This window comes from Clostridium homopropionicum DSM 5847, assembly GCF_001263795.1.
Classification (GTDB): domain Bacteria; phylum Bacillota; class Clostridia; order Clostridiales; family Clostridiaceae; genus Clostridium_H; species Clostridium_H homopropionicum.
The window spans coordinates 35,265-52,251 of the sequence record NZ_LHUR01000047.1; the positions used below are offsets into that span (position 1 = coordinate 35,265).

15 protein-coding genes and 1 other annotated feature are annotated in these 16,987 nt (G+C 32.5%); of the genes, 14 read left to right on the forward strand and 1 reads right to left on the reverse strand.

Features of this window, described 5'->3' with window-relative positions; translation table 11 throughout:
- The first annotated feature begins 382 nt into the window (after positions 1-382).
- From CLHOM_RS17560 to rluF, 8 genes are all read left to right on the forward strand, one after another.
- Entirely contained in the window at positions 383-1,588 is a 1,206-nt protein-coding gene (locus tag CLHOM_RS17560; RefSeq protein WP_052222980.1) for an aspartate aminotransferase family protein, read from the forward strand.
- 268 nt (positions 1,589-1,856) lie between these two features.
- Positions 1,857-2,627 (forward strand): DeoR/GlpR family DNA-binding transcription regulator, encoded by a 771-nt coding sequence (locus CLHOM_RS17565; RefSeq protein WP_052222981.1) that lies wholly within the window; start codon positions 1,857-1,859, stop codon positions 2,625-2,627.
- A complete protein-coding gene (gene pfkB / locus CLHOM_RS17570) occupies positions 2,605-3,522 on the forward strand; it encodes a 1-phosphofructokinase (RefSeq protein WP_052222982.1) in 918 nt (305 codons plus the stop codon). The genes CLHOM_RS17565 and pfkB overlap by 23 nt, the downstream gene beginning before the upstream one ends.
- A gap of 16 nt (positions 3,523-3,538) precedes the next feature.
- A complete protein-coding gene (locus CLHOM_RS17575) occupies positions 3,539-5,416 on the forward strand; it encodes a PTS fructose transporter subunit IIABC (RefSeq protein WP_052222983.1) in 1,878 nt (625 codons plus the stop codon).
- A gap of 39 nt (positions 5,417-5,455) precedes the next feature.
- Entirely contained in the window at positions 5,456-5,716 is a 261-nt protein-coding gene (locus tag CLHOM_RS17580) for an HPr family phosphocarrier protein (protein ID WP_052222984.1), read from the forward strand.
- Between the two features lie 32 nt (positions 5,717-5,748).
- Complete coding sequence (ptsP, locus tag CLHOM_RS17585; protein WP_052222985.1) at positions 5,749-7,458, forward strand: phosphoenolpyruvate--protein phosphotransferase; 1,710 nt, start codon at positions 5,749-5,751, stop codon at positions 7,456-7,458.
- 155 nt (positions 7,459-7,613) lie between these two features.
- Positions 7,614-7,805, forward strand: a complete 192-nt coding sequence (locus tag CLHOM_RS17590) for a GNAT family N-acetyltransferase (RefSeq protein WP_052222986.1) — start codon at positions 7,614-7,616, stop codon at positions 7,803-7,805.
- Between the two features lie 47 nt (positions 7,806-7,852).
- Entirely contained in the window at positions 7,853-8,617 is a 765-nt protein-coding gene (rluF, locus tag CLHOM_RS17595; RefSeq protein WP_052222987.1) for a 23S rRNA pseudouridine(2604) synthase RluF, read from the forward strand.
- A gap of 58 nt (positions 8,618-8,675) precedes the next feature.
- On the opposite strand, the gene CLHOM_RS17600 is transcribed toward rluF, so the two are convergent.
- Entirely contained in the window at positions 8,676-9,884 is a 1,209-nt protein-coding gene (locus tag CLHOM_RS17600; RefSeq protein WP_052222988.1) for an NADP-dependent isocitrate dehydrogenase, read from the reverse strand.
- A gap of 280 nt (positions 9,885-10,164) precedes the next feature.
- Positions 10,165-10,393 (forward strand) — a binding site (T-box leader).
- A 156-nt stretch (positions 10,394-10,549) separates the two neighbouring features.
- On the opposite strand from CLHOM_RS17600, the gene CLHOM_RS17605 reads away from it, so the two are divergent.
- From CLHOM_RS17605 to CLHOM_RS17630, 6 genes are all read left to right on the forward strand, one after another.
- The gene (locus tag CLHOM_RS17605; RefSeq protein WP_052222989.1) at positions 10,550-11,722 is read left to right on the forward strand and encodes an ABC transporter substrate-binding protein; all 1,173 of its coding nucleotides are present in this window, start codon (positions 10,550-10,552) and stop codon (positions 11,720-11,722) included.
- A 101-nt stretch (positions 11,723-11,823) separates the two neighbouring features.
- Complete coding sequence (locus CLHOM_RS17610) at positions 11,824-12,708, forward strand: branched-chain amino acid ABC transporter permease (protein WP_052222990.1); 885 nt, start codon at positions 11,824-11,826, stop codon at positions 12,706-12,708.
- A 10-nt stretch (positions 12,709-12,718) separates the two neighbouring features.
- On the forward strand, positions 12,719-13,669 hold the full coding sequence (locus CLHOM_RS17615) for a branched-chain amino acid ABC transporter permease (protein WP_052222991.1): 951 nt from the start codon (positions 12,719-12,721) through the stop codon (positions 13,667-13,669).
- A complete protein-coding gene (locus CLHOM_RS17620; RefSeq protein ID WP_052222992.1) occupies positions 13,647-14,420 on the forward strand; it encodes an ABC transporter ATP-binding protein in 774 nt (257 codons plus the stop codon). Before CLHOM_RS17615 ends, CLHOM_RS17620 begins: the two co-directional genes overlap by 23 nt.
- A gap of 2 nt (positions 14,421-14,422) precedes the next feature.
- Positions 14,423-15,127 carry an ABC transporter ATP-binding protein gene (locus tag CLHOM_RS17625; protein WP_052222993.1) on the forward strand — a complete coding sequence of 235 codons (705 nt, stop codon included), beginning with the start codon at positions 14,423-14,425 and terminating at the stop codon, positions 15,125-15,127.
- 183 nt (positions 15,128-15,310) lie between these two features.
- Complete coding sequence (locus CLHOM_RS17630) at positions 15,311-16,963, forward strand: glutamine--tRNA ligase/YqeY domain fusion protein (RefSeq protein WP_052222994.1); 1,653 nt, start codon at positions 15,311-15,313, stop codon at positions 16,961-16,963.
- The last annotated feature ends 24 nt before the right edge of the window (positions 16,964-16,987 follow it).

Consider the following 16,987-nt stretch of genomic DNA (forward strand, 5'->3'; position numbering starts at 1 on the left):
AGCACTAAAAATGTTTTTAAAGATATTTTTGAAAGAATTGATAAGATTTCAATAGAAATCTATGAAATACAAATTATAAAAGGGTGTAGAGGTAATAAACATTTATTGTTTTGACTCTACATCCTTTTAAATTTTACAAATTTAGGCTAAAAGCTATTTCATATAAAGCATCATCTGCTGCATAAATATTCATAAAAGTTTATTATCCTAATAATTATTCTAATGGATACATAATGATGATTAAGCGATGACTATGCTAAAATGTCGAAAAAATGCCCAATGAAATTGAATGCTAACTATTTTATAATTATGCATAATATAGTATAATTATAAAAAGTCTATTAATTATAGTGATAAATAAATATGAGAGGTGTTGAAATTTATGGGGTATGATTTAAATGATACAAATGAACTTATAAAAGAAGCTAACAAATCCATTCTTTTTACTACGGTGCGTCCCAACATTGTAATGGAGCGTGGAGAAGGTATGTACTTGCGGGATACTGAAGGGAAGAGTTATATTGATTTTATTGGTGGATGGGCTGTGACAGCTTTGGGACATTGTCCAAGGGTTCTTAAAGAAGCTCTGATAAATCAAGGTAACACTTTAATAAATGCAAGTCCTTCATTTTATAATAGGCCTATGATTGAATTTGCAAAACTTCTTACAGATAAGTCGTGCTTTGATAGAGTATTTTTCGCCAATAGTGGTTCAGAAGCAAATGAAGGAGCTATAAAACTGGCAAGAAAATATGGAGCTAAGTTTTTTAATGGAGCTTATGAAATAATCACAAACATTAATAGTTTTCATGGAAGAACTCTTGCTGCAATGTCCGCAACTGGTAAGGCAGCTTGGGATAAGTTATATGAGCCAAAGGTTCCAGGTTTCAAACATGTACCAATAAATGATTTGGAGGCTATTAAAACATCCATAACCTCTAATACTTGTGCAGTTATGTTAGAACCTATACAAGGGGAAGGTGGAGTTTACGAACTAAGTAAAGATTATGTAAAAGCAGTCAGTGAGATATGTAAAAAACATGGTATTCTTCTGATTTTTGATGAAGTTCAAACTGGTCTTGGAAGAACCGGTAGTTTATTTGCTTATGAATATTATGAAATTGAGCCAGATATAATGACCCTTGCAAAAGGAATAGGGGGCGGTTATCCCTTATCTGCATTACTAGTCAAAGAAGAGTTTAATATATTTGAACCTGGGGATCAAGGAGGTAGCTATTCCGCTCAGCCACTTGGTATGGCTGTAGGAAAGGCTGTAGTTAGTGAAATAATCAATCAAAATCTTTCATATAATGCCAAAGTGCAAGGTGAATATATAGTAGAAAAACTAAATGAAATAAAAGATAAATACGAATTAACAAATATAAGGGGAAGAGGATTGCTTATAGCTTTTGATCTTCCTGAAGATAAAGGCAGTGAGGTTGCAGCGGGATGCTTAAGTGAAGGACTTTTATTAAATTCACCAAGGCCTAATATTATTCGTATTATGCCACCTTTAATAGTTACTCAGAAGGATACAGATGATATGATAAGTATTCTTTGCAAGGTACTAGATAGAGTATTATTGTAGAAAATATAATCAAAAATTTAAATTTAAGATGTTTCTGAATATAAGTAGTATTTTAACCAGCAGCATCTTTTTTATTTATGTAAAAATTATTAATTAATAAATTAATAAAAATACCTTAGTTTACTTATGAATAAGTTAAGGGATAATAGGTTTTGATTATGAATGATCAGTGTTGATTATTTTTGATTAAAAATGATTGAAATTTAAATGAAATCGATTGCTTTTTGATTGATTTTGGATTATAATGATTGCATAGAGAGGTGATTACATGTTAACTGAAGAAAGACATAAACTTATAATAGATATTTTATCAAAAAAAGGAATTGTAAAAATTAATGAATTTGTTAACTTAACTGATACTTCTGAATCTACCATAAGACGTGACTTGACTTACTTAGAAAGTATAAATGCTCTTAAAAGAGTTCATGGAGGAGCTACGCTTTTAAATAGAAGCTATACTGAACTCAGTTACAATGAAAAACTTGATAAAAATATAAATGAAAAGTCAATTATAGCTGAATATGCAGCTTCCTTAGTACAAGAAGGAGATTGTATATACTTAGATGCAGGAACTACTACTTTTGAAATGATAAAACACATAAATAAGTCTAATATCTTTGTTGTAACTAATGGGTTAAAGCACTTAGATGCTCTAGTTGAAAAAGGAATAAACGCTTACATCCTTGGAGGCAAAGTAAAAGCAATAACTAAAGCAATTATTGGAATAGATGCTGTAAGAAGTATTGAAAAATTTAGATTTGACAAAGCATTTATAGGGATAAACGGAATTCACTTTAATTATGGCTATACAACTCCAGATATAGAGGAAGCAGCGATGAAGGAGAATGCTATAAAATTTTCTAAAGAGTCCTTTGTTCTTGCTGATGATAGCAAATTCGGTGAGATAACCTTTTGTAAGGTTGCTGAGCTGAATAAAGCAAGTATAATAACCAACGCAAGAGTGGAAAACTATAAGATATACAAGGAGAAAACTAAAATAAAGGTGGTATCGGAAGATGATTTACACAATAACCTTTAATCCATCTATTGACTACATTGTTAGAGTGAAAAATTTCAAAGCTGGTGAAGTAAATAGAGTCGAAATGGACCAAAAGTATCCTGGAGGCAAAGGAATAAATGTATCAAGAGTTCTAAATGGATTTAATATAAAAAATAAGGCCCTAGGATTTACTGGAGGATTTACTGGAGAATATGTTAAGAGATTTCTTGAAAATGAGGGAATAGAGACAGATTTTATTAATGTTACAGAAGATACAAGAATAAACGTTAAACTTAAATCCAATGAGGAGACTGAAATTAATGGTGCAGGACCTAATATTGAAAAAACACATTTAGAAGAGCTGATAAAGAAAGTTCAAAATGCTAAAGCAGGAGATTTTATAGTGCTTGCGGGTAATGCACAGAGTAGTTTACCAAGAAATGTCTATACAGAAATTCAAAAAGGTTGTACAGATAAAGAGGTAAAGTTTATTGTGGATACAACTGGTGAAGCTTTAGTAAGTACTTTAGAATATAAACCTTTTTTAGTTAAGCCTAACATAAAAGAATTAGCTGAGATATTTGATGCTCATATAATTACTAGAGAAGAGGCATTACAATATGGGCAAGAGCTAATCCAAATGGGAGCGCAAAATGTAGTAATTTCAATGGCAGGAGAAGGGGCACTTTTAGTGTGCAGTGAAGGTTATTATCATGCATCGGCACCTAAAGGGATAGTTAAAAACTCTGTAGGGGCAGGAGATTCAATGATAGGAGGGTTCCTTGCAGATTATTCAAAAAACTTTAATGTAGTTGAAGCATTTAAATGGGCAGCGGCTTCAGGAAGTGCTACAGCTTTTTCGATGGATCTATGTACGAAAAAAGACGTTGAGAATTTAATAAATGAAGTAAAAATTACAAAAATTAAATTATAAGGAAGGGAGAATAATTATGAAAATAACAGATTTGTTAAGCAAAGAGACTATTATATTAGAATTAAAAGCTAAGACAAAGATTGAAGTACTTGATGAACTTATAGATAAACTTTATTCCGCGGGAAATATAAAGGATAAGGGAGAATTTAAAAAAGCTATACGGAAAAGGGAAGAATTATCTACTACTGGAGTAGGAGATGGAGTAGCAGTTCCACATGCTATGAGTGCTGTAGTTACAAAGCCAAGCTTAGCTTTTGGATATTCTAAGGAAGGAATAGATTTTGATTCAATGGATGGACAGCCAGCGCATATATTTTTTATGATAGCTGGGGCAGAAACAGCTAATAATGAGCATCTAGAAACTGTATCAAAATTATCCATGATACTTTTAAATGAGGAATTTAGAGAAAAGGTAGCTCAAGTTAAAAGCAAAGAAGAGTTACTTAACTTGATTGATGAGGAAGATAAGAAAAATTCATTAGAAGAAGAAAGCATAGAAATTGAAGAAAAGAAGTCAGATAAACTTATTTTAGCAGTTACAGCATGCCCAACAGGAATTGCTCACACTTACATGGCAGCGGATTCACTTAGAAATAAAGCTAAGGAAATGGGAGTAAAAGTTAAGGTAGAAACAAACGGTTCTACAGGAGTTAAAAATAGATTAACAAATGAAGAGATAGAAGAAGCAGAAGCTATAATAGTTGCTGCTGATAGACAAGTAGAAATGGAAAGATTTGAAGGGAAGAAGGTTATTATAGTTCCTGTAGCACAAGCTATAAAAGATCCTGAAGGTTTATTGAATAGTGGATTAAACGGAGAAGGACAAATATACCATCATAAAGGAGGAAATAAATCAGTTTCCTCTGTAAAACATGAAAGAACAGGTTTTTATAAACACCTTATGAGCGGAGTTTCAAATATGCTTCCATTTGTAGTAGGTGGAGGTATATTAATAGCTATATCCTTTATGTTTGGAATCAAGGCTTTTGATCCTAAGGACCCAGCCTTTAATCCAATTGCAAAATTGTTAATGGATATAGGTGGAGGTAGTGCTTTCTCACTTATGGTACCTGTGCTTGCGGGATTTATTGGATTAAGTATAGCTGATAAACCAGGTTTTGCGCCAGCTATGGTAGGAGGATTCATAGCAGCAAATAATGGAGCAGGTTTCTTAGGCGGATTAATAGCAGGTTTCTTAGGTGGATATGTAGTAGTATTTTTGAAAAAACTATTTAGTAGATTGCCGGAATCTTTAGAAGGTATAAAACCAGTACTTTTATATCCGCTATTAGGTATATTTATTACTGGAGCTATTATGTTATTCTTGATAGTTGATCCTGTAAAGAGTATGAATCTTGCTTTACAACACTGGCTAAGCGGTATGGGCGCAGCTAATAGAATAATACTTGGAGTAATTTTAGGCGGTATGATGGCCGTTGATATGGGCGGACCAATAAATAAAGCAGCTTTTACCTTTGGAATTGCAATGATAGATGCTGGAAATTTTGCACCACATGCTGCCATAATGGCAGGTGGAATGGTACCACCTTTAGGAATAGCTATTGCAACTACTATATTTAAAAATAAGTTTACTAGAAATGAAAGAGATGCAGGAAAAACTTGTTATGTAATGGGAGCATCATTTATAACTGAAGGAGCTATACCATTTGCTGCTGCAGACCCAGCTAGAGTAATTCCTTCAATTATTGTAGGATCAGCTATCGCTGGAGGATTAACAATGTTATTTAATATAGGACTGCCAGCACCTCACGGTGGACTATTTGTTATTCCAATAGTTAAGGGAAATCCTTGGTTTTATATTCTAGCAATTTTAATAGGTTCTTTAGTAACAGCATTTATGTTAGGAGCACTAAAAAAGCCAGTAACAGAGTAAAGTTTAGTATAAATTATAAGCGATTTGGAGGATAATATAATGGAAAAAACAGTTGTAATAAAAAATGAAAAAGGAATTCATATTAGGCCAGCTGGAGAGTTTGTAAAAACAGCTTCAAAATATAAATCACAAGTTCAAATTGATTTTAAAGGGAAAAAAGTTAATGGAAAATCTGTAATGATATTAATGAGCTTAGGGCTAAAGAAAGGTAATGAAATAACAATAATAACCAATGGAGAAGATGCTGAGGAAGCATTAAATGCTTTAGTTGAACTTGTCGAAAGTGGCTTTGGCGAATAGAGTAAAATTAATATTTATGAGGAGATATTAATATGTTGAAAGGAACTAATGCCTCACCCGGTATAGCTTTGGGGAAAGTATTAAAAATTGAACACAGTGAATTTGAAATTAGCAAATTAAATATTGAAAACGCTGAAATGGAAGAAAAAAAATTACAGGATGCTGTAGAAGAATCAAGAAAAGAGCTAATTAAAGTTCAAGATAAGGCTATGAAAGACTTTGGAGAAGATAAGGCCAAAATATTTGGGACCTATCTATTAGTTCTAGAGGACCCTGGATTTATAGATTCTGCATTTGAAAAAATAAGAGAAGATAAGGTTAATGCAGAATATGCTATTTCAGAAGTTAGAGATATGTTCGTTGATATGTTTCAAGCCATGGATGATGATTATATGAAAGAAAGAGTAGCAGATGTAAAGGATGTGTCAAGTAGAATTATAAGGCATATTTTAGGCATAAAGCATATTGACTTATCTTGCTTAGAAGAAGAAGTAATACTTGTAGCCCATGACTTGACTCCTTCAGATACTGCTATTATGGATAAGACTAAAGTTTTAGGGTTTGCAACCAATATTGGAGGAAAGACCTCTCATACAGCAATTATGGCAAAATCCTTAGAAATACCAGCAGTTGTTGGACTAAAGGACATAACAGACAGAGTGAAAGATGGAGATTATATAGCATTTAACGGATCTACGGGGGAAGTTTTTATTAATCCTGACGATAAAACTATTGAGGCATTTAAACAATTAAAAGCAAAGTATACAAAACAAAAAGAAGAGCTTCAAGGACTTATTGGCAAAGAAACAAAAACTGTAGATGGAAGAATAGTAGAGTTAGTTAGCAACATGGGTTCAGTTAAGGATATTAGTGGTATATTAAAAAATGATGCTGAAGGTGTAGGCCTTTATAGAACAGAGTTTCTTTATATGGAAGGGGAGGAAGCCCCAAGTGAAGAGGCACAATTTGAAGCTTACAAGACTGTACTAGAAGCATTAAATAATAAACCAGTAGTTATAAGAACCCTAGATATAGGTGGAGATAAAAAGCTTCCATATTTAAAAATTGAAGAAGAAATGAATCCTTTCCTAGGATATAGAGCTATAAGGCTTTGCCTTGATAAAAAGGATTTGTTTAAGACTCAATTAAGGGCTCTTTTAAGGGCAAGTGTTTATGGAAACCTAAAGATTATGTTTCCTATGATATCCAGCCTGCAAGAACTTTTATCAGCAAAAGCTATATTGGAAGAGGTTAAAGTGGAACTTAAACAAGAAAAGCTTTCATATTCTGAAAATATAGAAGTTGGTATGATGATAGAGGTTCCTTCAGCAGCAATAATATCAGATATACTTGCTAAATATGTAGATTTCTTTAGTATTGGAACAAATGATTTAATACAATACACTTGTGCAGTAGATAGAATGAATGAGAAGATAACTCATCTTTATAATCAATTTAATCCAGCAGTATTAAGATTAATAAAGCTGGTTATTGATAATGCACACAAGGCACAAAAATGGGTGGGAATGTGTGGAGAATCTGCAGGAGATGAGAGAATGATTCCTATTCTATTGGGAATGGGGCTAGATGAATTCAGCATGAGTCCAATATCTATTTTACCTGCTAGAAAACTTATAAATTCGCTAAAATACGAAGATGCAAAAAAAATAGCTGATAAGGTTTTAGGCTTGGAAACTGATGAAGATATAAATAATTATATAAAGAGCTTAATAAATAAATAGTAGTGTTTATATAATTCTAAATGTTTTACTCTAAGGAGGCGTTTGTTAGATAATTTATCTAATAAACGCCTCCTATTATTTTATTTAAATAATGATTTAACTAGTTATGATCTTATCCTATAAAAGTCTTACAAAATTTGGGGTAGACAAGCGGTGTGTTAAATATTATCATTGCAATAGAGGGAGATGAACCTGTAGGAGTTATTCTTGGTGGAATTAAAAATTATGAAGGTATAAAAACTATCAGGTGTGGAACTTTAGCTTTAAGCTCTAATTATAGAGGGCTAGGTATAAGTAATGCACTTTATAACCTACATAAAGATGAGGCTTTACAAAAGAAAAGCTAGCTCAGTACGAAATGTATATTACATTATAATATAAGGGAAGGTAGAAGATGAAGAATAAGGAGCAGGATAACTGTAGAGAACCTATAAGATTAAATAAGTTTATAAGTGAAACTGGAATTTGCTCAAGGAGAGAAGCAGATAAGTTAATTGAACAGAGTAAAGTGATAGTTAATGGGATAGTTGCAGAAATGGGAACTAAGGTTACATATGAAGACCAGGTCAGTGTAAATGGGAAGCCTATAAAAGCTAAAGAAGAACCTATATATGTAGCTTTTAACAAACCAGTGGGCATTACCTGTACCACTGAACATAAAGTTAAGGGCAATATAATAGACTACATAAATCATCCAAAGAGGATTTTCCCTATTGGAAGATTAGATAAGCCATCAGAGGGACTTATTTTTTTAACTAATGATGGAGATATAGTAAATAAGATTTTAAGGGCAGGAAATAATCATGAAAAGGAATATATAGTTACAGTAGATAAGCCAATTACACCTGAATTTATTAAAAGAATGGGAAATGGTATACCTATTTTAGATACTGTAACTCAAAAATGCTTTGTAGAAAAAAAGAGTAAGTATATATTTAGAATAATTTTAACTCAAGGATTAAATAGACAGATAAGAAGAATGTGCGACTACCTAGGGTATAATGTTGTAAAACTTAAGAGAATACGAATCATGAATGTAAAGTTAGGGGAGCTACCTACTGGAAAGTGGAGATACTTAACAAAGGAAGAGATAAGGCAGATTAATAAGTTAGTAGGAGAATCAATTAAAACAGAAGAAGCTTCTTATTTAAATAAGTAATGGTACTGGGGCTAAAAAATCTGAAAATATAAGAAATTTAGCCCCAGTACCATTTGTTTTAGATTAAAGTTTCTAAACGTTGTTTAACTTCTAGTAAGAATTCTTCTGTGTTTACTGTTTTTATATTTGTACCTTCTGCAAGAGAAGCTAAGTCTTTTGTCATTACTCCTTCTTCAATAGTTTTTATTGAAGCTTCCTCTAATTTGTTTGCAAAGTTTATTAGAGCTTCGTTGTTATCTAGCTCTCCTCTTTTTCTTAAAGCTCCTGTCCAAGCAAAAATAGTAGCCATGGAGTTTGTAGAAGTTACTTTTCCTTCTAAATGTTGATAATAGTGACGTTGAACTGTTCCATGAGCTGCTTCATATTCATAAAATCCTTCAGGCGATACTAGAACAGAAGTCATCATAGCAAGGCTGCCGAATGCAGTAGCTACCATATCTGACATTACATCTCCGTCATAGTTTTTACATGCCCAAATAAATCCGCCTTCTGACTTTACAACACGAGCTACAGCATCATCTATAAGAGTATAGAAGTATTCAATGCCAGCAGCTTTGAATTTATCATCATATTCATTATCATAAATTTCTTGGAAAATATCCTTAAATCTATGATCGTAAGTTTTAGAAATAGTGTCCTTAGTAGCAAACCAGATATCTTGTTTTTGATCTAGTGCATAATTGAAGCAAGATCTTGCGAAGCTTTCAATAGATTTATCGGTGTTATGCATTCCTAAAACTACACCTGCTCCTGAAAAATCGTGAATAGTTTGTTTTGCAACTTCTCCATTTGCATATGTAACTACTAATTCAGCTTTGGCAGCTCCTTCAACTTTAATTTCTACATCTCTATATACGTCACCATAAGCATGTCTTGCAACAGTAATTGGTTTTGTCCAAGTTTTTACGGAAGGCTTAATGTTATTTACTATAATAGGTGCTCTAAATACAGTACCATCTAATATTGCTCTGATAGTTCCATTTGGACTCTTCCACATACTTTTTAAATTATATTCTTTAACTCTAGCAGCATTAGGAGTTATAGTAGCACATTTAACTCCAACACCATATTTCGTTATGGCATTTGCAGAGTCTGTAGTTATTTTATCATCAGTTTCGTTTCTTTTCTCAAGACCTAAGTCATAGTACTCTGTATTAAGATCTATATAAGGCTCCAAAAGGTGCTCTTTAATCTTAGCCCAGATTATTCTAGTCATTTCATCTCCGTCCATCTCCACAAGAGGCACGTTCATTTTAATTTTTTCCATAAAAAAACTCCATTCCTTTCCAAAATAATATTAACAAAATACATTATCATATATAATGATTAATATTAAGTATAATTATTCATTATTTTATCATTAGTTTAATTTAGATACAAGTAGAATGGTGAAAATGGATAATAATATCAGAGCCAATTATAATTGTTTTAACACATTATCAAATATTAAAGATGATAGTTGACATATGGCTTAGAATATGATATCATCATTGATAACTTACTAAGGTAAGTTAACAAAAATTGATTAAAATCTATTGTATATTTTTATAAAAATAATGACGGAGACAAAACTATTAAAGATTTTTAAAGAGAGCCGGGGCAGCTGAAAACTGGCAAAATCTTGTAGCAATACTCACTCCCGAGTTGTATAACTGAATCTCAGTAAGTTATATCGCATGGCTGCGTTAATAAGCTAGGGTCAAAAGAACCTAATGGAGACTATTAATGAAAATTAATAGTGAAGTAGAGTGGTACAGCGTAAATAACGCCTCTATGTGTATGAAATACATGTAGAGACGTTTTTTTTATAAAATTTAGTCTATATTTATGCAGAAAATCTTATAAATTCCATATAATTGTTTAAAAATTATAGAATTGTTAAATTTTCTCGAAATAGGGCAAATTCTTAATATTTATAAAGGGGGAAATATTATGAAAAAAAAGTTATCATTATTACTAGCATCAGCATTAGTTGTTAGTTCCTTTGTTGGATGCAGCAAAAGTGCAGCAACCTCATCAAAAGATTCAAAAACAATAAAAGTGGGTCTTAACTATGAGCTAACAGGGGGAGTAGCAACATACGGACAAGGACTCGTTGAGGGTATTGAATTAGCGGTAGAGGAAATAAACAAAAATGGTGGAGTTTTAAACAAACAAATTGAATTAGTTAAAGTTGACAACAAGTCGGATAATGCTGAGTCAGCTAATGTTGCTTCAAAGCTTGCAGTTAAAGATAAGGTTGTTGCTATATTAGGACCTGCAACATCAGGAAATACTAAAGCAGCAGCACCAATAGCAATACAAAATAAGGTACCTCTAATTTCAGCTTCTGCAACAGCAGATGACGTTACTGTTGATAGTAATGGTAAAGTAAGAGAATATGTATTTAAAACTTGTTTCAGTGACTCTTTCCAAGGAGTTATCATGGGTAACTTTGCAGCACAAGATTTAGGAAAGAAAAAAGCTGCTTTACTTATAGATAGTACAAGTGATTATAGTAAAGGACTTGCTAAGAACTTTAAAGAAACTTTCGCTAAGTTTGGAGGACAAATAGTAACTGAACAAGCTTATCAAGCAAAAGATACAGATTTTAAAGCTGTTTTAACTAAGATTAAAGGAGCGAATCCTGATATATTATTCCTTCCAGGATACTATGAAGAAGTAGGTTTAATAGTAAAACAAGCAAGAGAGCTTGGTCTTAACGTACCAGTACTTGGAGGAGACGGATATGAATCTCCAAAACTTGCAGAACTTGCAGGAAAAGCTGCTTTAAATCAAGTTTACTTTACAAACCACTACTCTCCAATGGATACTGCACCAGAAGTTACTAAGTTCAGAGAAGCTTTCAAGACTAAATACAATAAAGAAGCAAATGCTTTCAACGCTCTTGGATATGACCTTGCATATTTCCTTGCTGATGGTTTAAAGAGAGCAGGAGAAGCAGATTCTACTAAACTTAAAGATGCTTTAGCAGCAACTAAAAACTTTAAAGGAATTACTGGAGAAATTTCAATAGATGCAAATCATAACCCAGTAAAATCAATAACTATACTTGAAATGAAAAATGGTGAACAAACTTTCTTAAAGAAATTAGCACCACAATAAGAATTAACTAAAGTAACCATAAATTTTATTATTAGAGAGTACATTTATGAATTGAATAATTTTGTGCTCTCTAATAAATTTTTAAAAGGAAGTGAGAAGAATTGGAACAGTTTTTACAGCAGTTAGTGAATGGACTTTCTCTGGGAAGTATATATGCTTTGATCGCACTAGGATATACAATGGTATATGGAATCATAAACCTGATTAATTTTGCACATGGTGATATATACATGCTTGGAGCTTATATAGGATTTGCAGTAACAACCTCTCTTCATCTTGGATTTTTCCCAGCACTTATAATAGCTATGGTAGCTTGTGCAATAATCGGAATAATAATTGAAAAAGTAGCTTATAAACCAATCAGAAAATCTACAAGAATTGCTGCACTTATTACTGCAATAGCAGTTTCTTTGTTTTTAGAGTATGGAACAATGTATTTTGTAAAAGCAGAAACAAGAACATTTCCAAGCGTTCTAGCAAATAAAAGCATAAAGCTTTTTAATGGCGGAGTAGTTTTAAATACTACAGATATATACATAATAGTGATTACAGTAGTTCTTATGTTATTACTTCAATATGTAATTCACAAAACTAAAATCGGTAAGGCAATGAGAGCCGTATCAATGGATAGTGAAGCAGCTCAATATATGGGTATCAGCATAGACAGAACAATATCTTTTACTTTTGCAATAGGATCTGCTCTAGCTGGAGTTGCAGGTGTACTTGTGGGAGTATACTATAACTCAATTAATCCTTTAATGGGTATTTTACCTGGTCTTAAAGCCTTTGTTGCAGCTGTAATAGGCGGTATAGGAATTATACCAGGAGCTGTTTTTGGTGGGTATTTCCTTGGCATGACAGAAACTATGGTAAGTGCTTATGGAGGCTCACTATATAAAGATGGAGTTGCCTTTGCAATTTTGATTATAATTCTTTTAATAAAACCTAATGGTTTATTAGGTAAAAACTCTAAAGAAAAGGTGTAGGAGGGATATTATGAAAGCAGTAAATAAGAAGAATATCATATCATTAGTAGTTATCCTACTCCTTTATGCATTAGGACAAATATTAATTGGAATGGGTACTATTGATTCATATGTTTTGCTTAATATAGTTGTAATAGGAATCAACATAATATTAGCTGTAAGTCTTAATCTTATTACAGGTTTTACAGGACAATTTTCCCTAGGGCATGCAGCCTTTATGTCAATAGGAGCTTATGCCTCAGCTGTAGTTACAGCAAAGCTTGGGTTACCATTTGTAGTTGGATTAATTGTAGCTGCTATATGTGCTGCATTAGCAGGAATTATAATAGGAATACCTACCTTAAGACTAAAGGGAGATTATTTAGCTATTGCTACTCTTGGTTTCGGAGAGATAGTTAGAATTGTTATACTTAACAATGAATATGTAGGCGGAGCCAGTGGAATGAATGACATACCACAGTATACTACTTGGACATGGCTTTTTTTCATGGTAGCGTTAACTTTAGTTTTACTAAAAAACTTTATAGATTCAAAAAGTGGTAGAGCTTGTATAGCAATTAGAGAAGATGAAATTGCTGCTGAAGCTATGGGAATAAATACTACTTACTATAAAGTACTTGCTTTTGCAATAGGAGCACTTTTTGCGGGAATAGCTGGTGGATTATATTCTGGGTATTTTTACTTTATAAAACCTGATGCTTTTGGATTTATGAAATCTATAGACATACTTGTAATTGTTGTATTCGGAGGCATGGGAAGTATGGTGGGTTCTGTTGTTGGAGCTGTTGCTCTTTCAATAATTTCATTAGTACTTCAAAGTGTACCTGAACTCAGAATGGTTATATATTCCGTAATTCTTTTCGTAATAATGGTTTACAGACCACAAGGAATTATGGGTAATTACAAAATAAAATTCTTTAAGAGAGGAGGAGCCGAACATGTCAGTGGTAAAGGTAAGTAACCTATCTAGATTTTTTGGAGGAGTAAAGGCTGTATCTGAAGTAAATATGGACATAAACTCTGAGGAAATAGTTGGTCTTATTGGACCCAATGGGGCAGGAAAGACTACTCTCTTTAATCTGCTAACGGGAATATATTCACCTACAGAAGGTGATATAGTATATAATTTTGATAAAGAGCTTTCAATTAAAAATAAAAAGCCTTATGAAATATCTGCCTTAGGTGTTTCTAGAACTTTTCAGAACATAAGACTATTTGGTAATATGACTGTAGAGGAAAATATTAAAATTGGATTACACAATAACATAAAAAGTGGTGCAATTTCATCCTTTTTTAGACTTCCTGTATTCTATAAGGAAGAGAAAATTGCACAAGATAAAGTAGAAAAATTGCTTGAAGTTTTTAAGCTTTTAGATAAAAAAGAAGAACTTGCAAAAAACTTGCCTTACGGAGAACAAAGAAGACTCGAAATAGCAAGAGCACTTGCATCTGAGCCTACTGTACTTCTTCTTGATGAACCAGCTGCAGGTATGAATCCAAATGAAACAAACCAGCTAATGGAGCTAATCAGATGGATTAGAGATGAATTCAAGATTACAATTATACTTATAGAACACGACATGTCATTAGTAATGAATGTTTGCAATAGAATATATGTTTTAGACTATGGAAAAATGATAGCTGAAGGATTACCTGAAGAAATTCAAAACAACCCTGCAGTTATAAAAGCTTATCTTGGAGGTGATGACTAGTCATGTTAGAGATGATAGATGTTAATGTATACTATGGTGCTATTCATGCATTAAAAGGGATAAGCATAAAGGTTAATGAAGGGGAAATTGTTACTTTAATAGGTGCAAATGGAGCAGGTAAAACTACTTCACTTAAAACAATCTCTGGAGTTTTAAAACCTAAAACTGGTGTAGTAAAGTTTCAAGGAAATGAGATAAATAAGGTGAATGCTAGTAATATTGTAAGTCTTGGAATTTCCCATGTACCTGAAGGTAGAAGAGTATTCTCCAGTATGTCAGTTATGGAAAATCTCGAAATGGGAGCTTACTCAAGAAAAGATAAAGCTGAAATTAAAAAAGACTATGAAATGGTATTTGAAACCTTTCCAAGATTATTAGAACGTAAAAATCAAATGGCAGGGACCCTTTCAGGAGGAGAACAGCAAATGCTTGCTATAGGTCGTGCTTTAATGTCAAGACCAAAGCTATTACTCCTAGATGAACCTTCTATGGGACTTGCTCCATTAGTAGTAAAACAGATTTTTTCAATTATTAAAGATATAAATGAAAAAGGAACTACTGTTTTACTGGTAGAGCAAAATGCTGCAATGGCACTTAACATTGCTAATAGAGCTTATGTAATTCAAAATGGACGTGTGGAAATGGAAGGACCAGCAAATGAGCTTCTTAACGATGAAAAGGTAAGAAGTGCATATTTAGGTGGATAAAAATATTATTTTTTAGATTTAGAAGGACTGAAGTTAAGCAGTTATAATATATAAGCTTACATCAGTCCTTTTCTATAGTAAATTTAATTTTTAGCTAAAGTAGAAAAATAAATCATTTTATGATATATTTATTTCAATGTAGAGGAAAAATAAGAACACCATTAGAAAAGGAAGGTAACAGACATGGAGGATAAACGCAGTTCGTCAAACTTTATTAGAAATATTGTTGTTGAGGATTTAGAATCAGGGAAACATAAAGAGATAATAACTCGTTTTCCACCAGAACCAAATGGATATTTGCATATAGGGCATGCAAAATCAATAGTCTTAAATTTTGAATTAGCTGATGAATTTAAGGGTAAAACAAATTTGCGTTTTGATGATACAAATCCAGTTAAAGAAGATACAGAATATGTAGAATCTATTAAAGAAGATGTTGAGTGGCTAGGATTTCAATGGGACGGATTATATTTTGCTTCTGATTATTTTGAGAAAATGTATAATCGCGCTTTGATTTTGATTAAGAAGGGTAAAGCCTATGTATGTGATTTATCTGCTGAAGAAATAAAAGAATATAGAGGTACTTTAACTAAACCAGGAGAAGAAAGTCCATATAGGAATAGAACTATAGAAGAAAATCTTGACCTTTTTGAAAGAATGAAAAATGGAGAATTTAAAGATGGAGAAAAGGTATTAAGAGCTAAGATTGATATGTCATCTTCAAATATAAATATGAGAGATCCGATAATTTATCGTATTGCTCATGCAGAACATCATAATACTGGAGATAAATGGTGTATTTATCCTATGTACGATTTTGCGCATCCTATTGAAGATGCTATTGAAGGGGTTACTCACTCCATATGTACACTAGAATTTGAAGATCACCGCCCGCTATATGATTGGGTAATTAATGAATGTGAAATGAAAAGCAAGCCTAAGCAAATAGAATTTGCTAGATTGAACCTTACAAATACAGTAATGAGTAAAAGAAAATTGAAGCAATTAGTAGATGAAGGATTTGTAGATGCTTGGGATGATCCACGTATGCCTACAATTGCAGGGCTAAGAAGAAGAGGATTTACACCTGAGGCAATCCGTAATTTCTGTAGAGAAATCGGTGTAGCTAAAAGCAACAGTATAGTAGATTACCAAATGCTTGAGCATTTCCTAAGAGAAGACTTAAATGAAAAGGCACCAAGAACGATGGCAATTTTAAGACCTTTAAAGGTGGTCATTACAAATTATCCAGAGGGAAAGGTTGAAATGCTTGAGGCAGAAAACAATCAAGACAAACCTGAAATGGGAACTAGACAGATTCCATTCTCTAGGGAAATATATATTGAACAGGAAGATTTCATGGAGAATCCTCCAAAGAAATACTTTAGGCTATTCTCAGGAAATGAAGTAAGATTAAAAAATGCATATTTCATTACTTGTAATGATGTGATAAAGGACGAAGCAGGAAATGTTGTAGAAATACACTGTACCTATGATCCTGAGACAAAGAGTGGAAGCGGATTCACTGGAAGAAAGGTTAAAGGAACTATTCATTGGGTTGAAGCAAGTAATGCTGTTCCAGCTGAGTTTAGATTATATGATTCTCTAATACTAGATGATGAAAATGATGAGGATAAAAATTTCCTAGAGCAAGTAAATCCGAATTCACTTGAAGTATTACAAGGCTTTATTGAGCCTAATATGAAAGGTCTATTAGGAGGAGAAAAATTCCAATTCTTTAGACATGGTTACTTTAATGTAGATACAAAATACACTTCTAAAGATAAAATAGTATTTAACAGAATAGTATCTTTAAAGAGTTCTTTTAAATTATAATATAAAATAGCAAAAGAGGGTTTG

Excerpts from the sequence above, each read along its gene's own strand:
- CLHOM_RS17560 (WP_052222980.1), top strand. The coding sequence starts at position 383 with ATGGGGTATGATTTAAATGATACAAATGAACTTATAAAAGAAGCTAAC.
- CLHOM_RS17565 (WP_052222981.1), top strand. The coding sequence starts at position 1,857 with ATGTTAACTGAAGAAAGACATAAACTTATAATAGATATTTTATCAAAA.
- pfkB (WP_052222982.1), top strand. The coding sequence starts at position 2,605 with ATGATTTACACAATAACCTTTAATCCATCTATTGACTACATTGTTAGA.
- CLHOM_RS17575 (WP_052222983.1), top strand. The coding sequence starts at position 3,539 with ATGAAAATAACAGATTTGTTAAGCAAAGAGACTATTATATTAGAATTA.
- CLHOM_RS17580 (WP_052222984.1), top strand. The coding sequence starts at position 5,456 with ATGGAAAAAACAGTTGTAATAAAAAATGAAAAAGGAATTCATATTAGG.
- ptsP (WP_052222985.1), top strand. The coding sequence starts at position 5,749 with ATGTTGAAAGGAACTAATGCCTCACCCGGTATAGCTTTGGGGAAAGTA.
- rluF (WP_052222987.1), top strand. The coding sequence starts at position 7,853 with ATGAAGAATAAGGAGCAGGATAACTGTAGAGAACCTATAAGATTAAAT.
- CLHOM_RS17600 (WP_052222988.1), bottom strand. The coding sequence starts at position 9,884 with ATGGAAAAAATTAAAATGAACGTGCCTCTTGTGGAGATGGACGGAGAT.
- CLHOM_RS17605 (WP_052222989.1), top strand. The coding sequence starts at position 10,550 with ATGAAAAAAAAGTTATCATTATTACTAGCATCAGCATTAGTTGTTAGT.
- CLHOM_RS17615 (WP_052222991.1), top strand. The coding sequence starts at position 12,719 with ATGAAAGCAGTAAATAAGAAGAATATCATATCATTAGTAGTTATCCTA.
- CLHOM_RS17620 (WP_052222992.1), top strand. The coding sequence starts at position 13,647 with ATGTCAGTGGTAAAGGTAAGTAACCTATCTAGATTTTTTGGAGGAGTA.
- CLHOM_RS17625 (WP_052222993.1), top strand. The coding sequence starts at position 14,423 with ATGTTAGAGATGATAGATGTTAATGTATACTATGGTGCTATTCATGCA.
- CLHOM_RS17630 (WP_052222994.1), top strand. The coding sequence starts at position 15,311 with ATGGAGGATAAACGCAGTTCGTCAAACTTTATTAGAAATATTGTTGTT.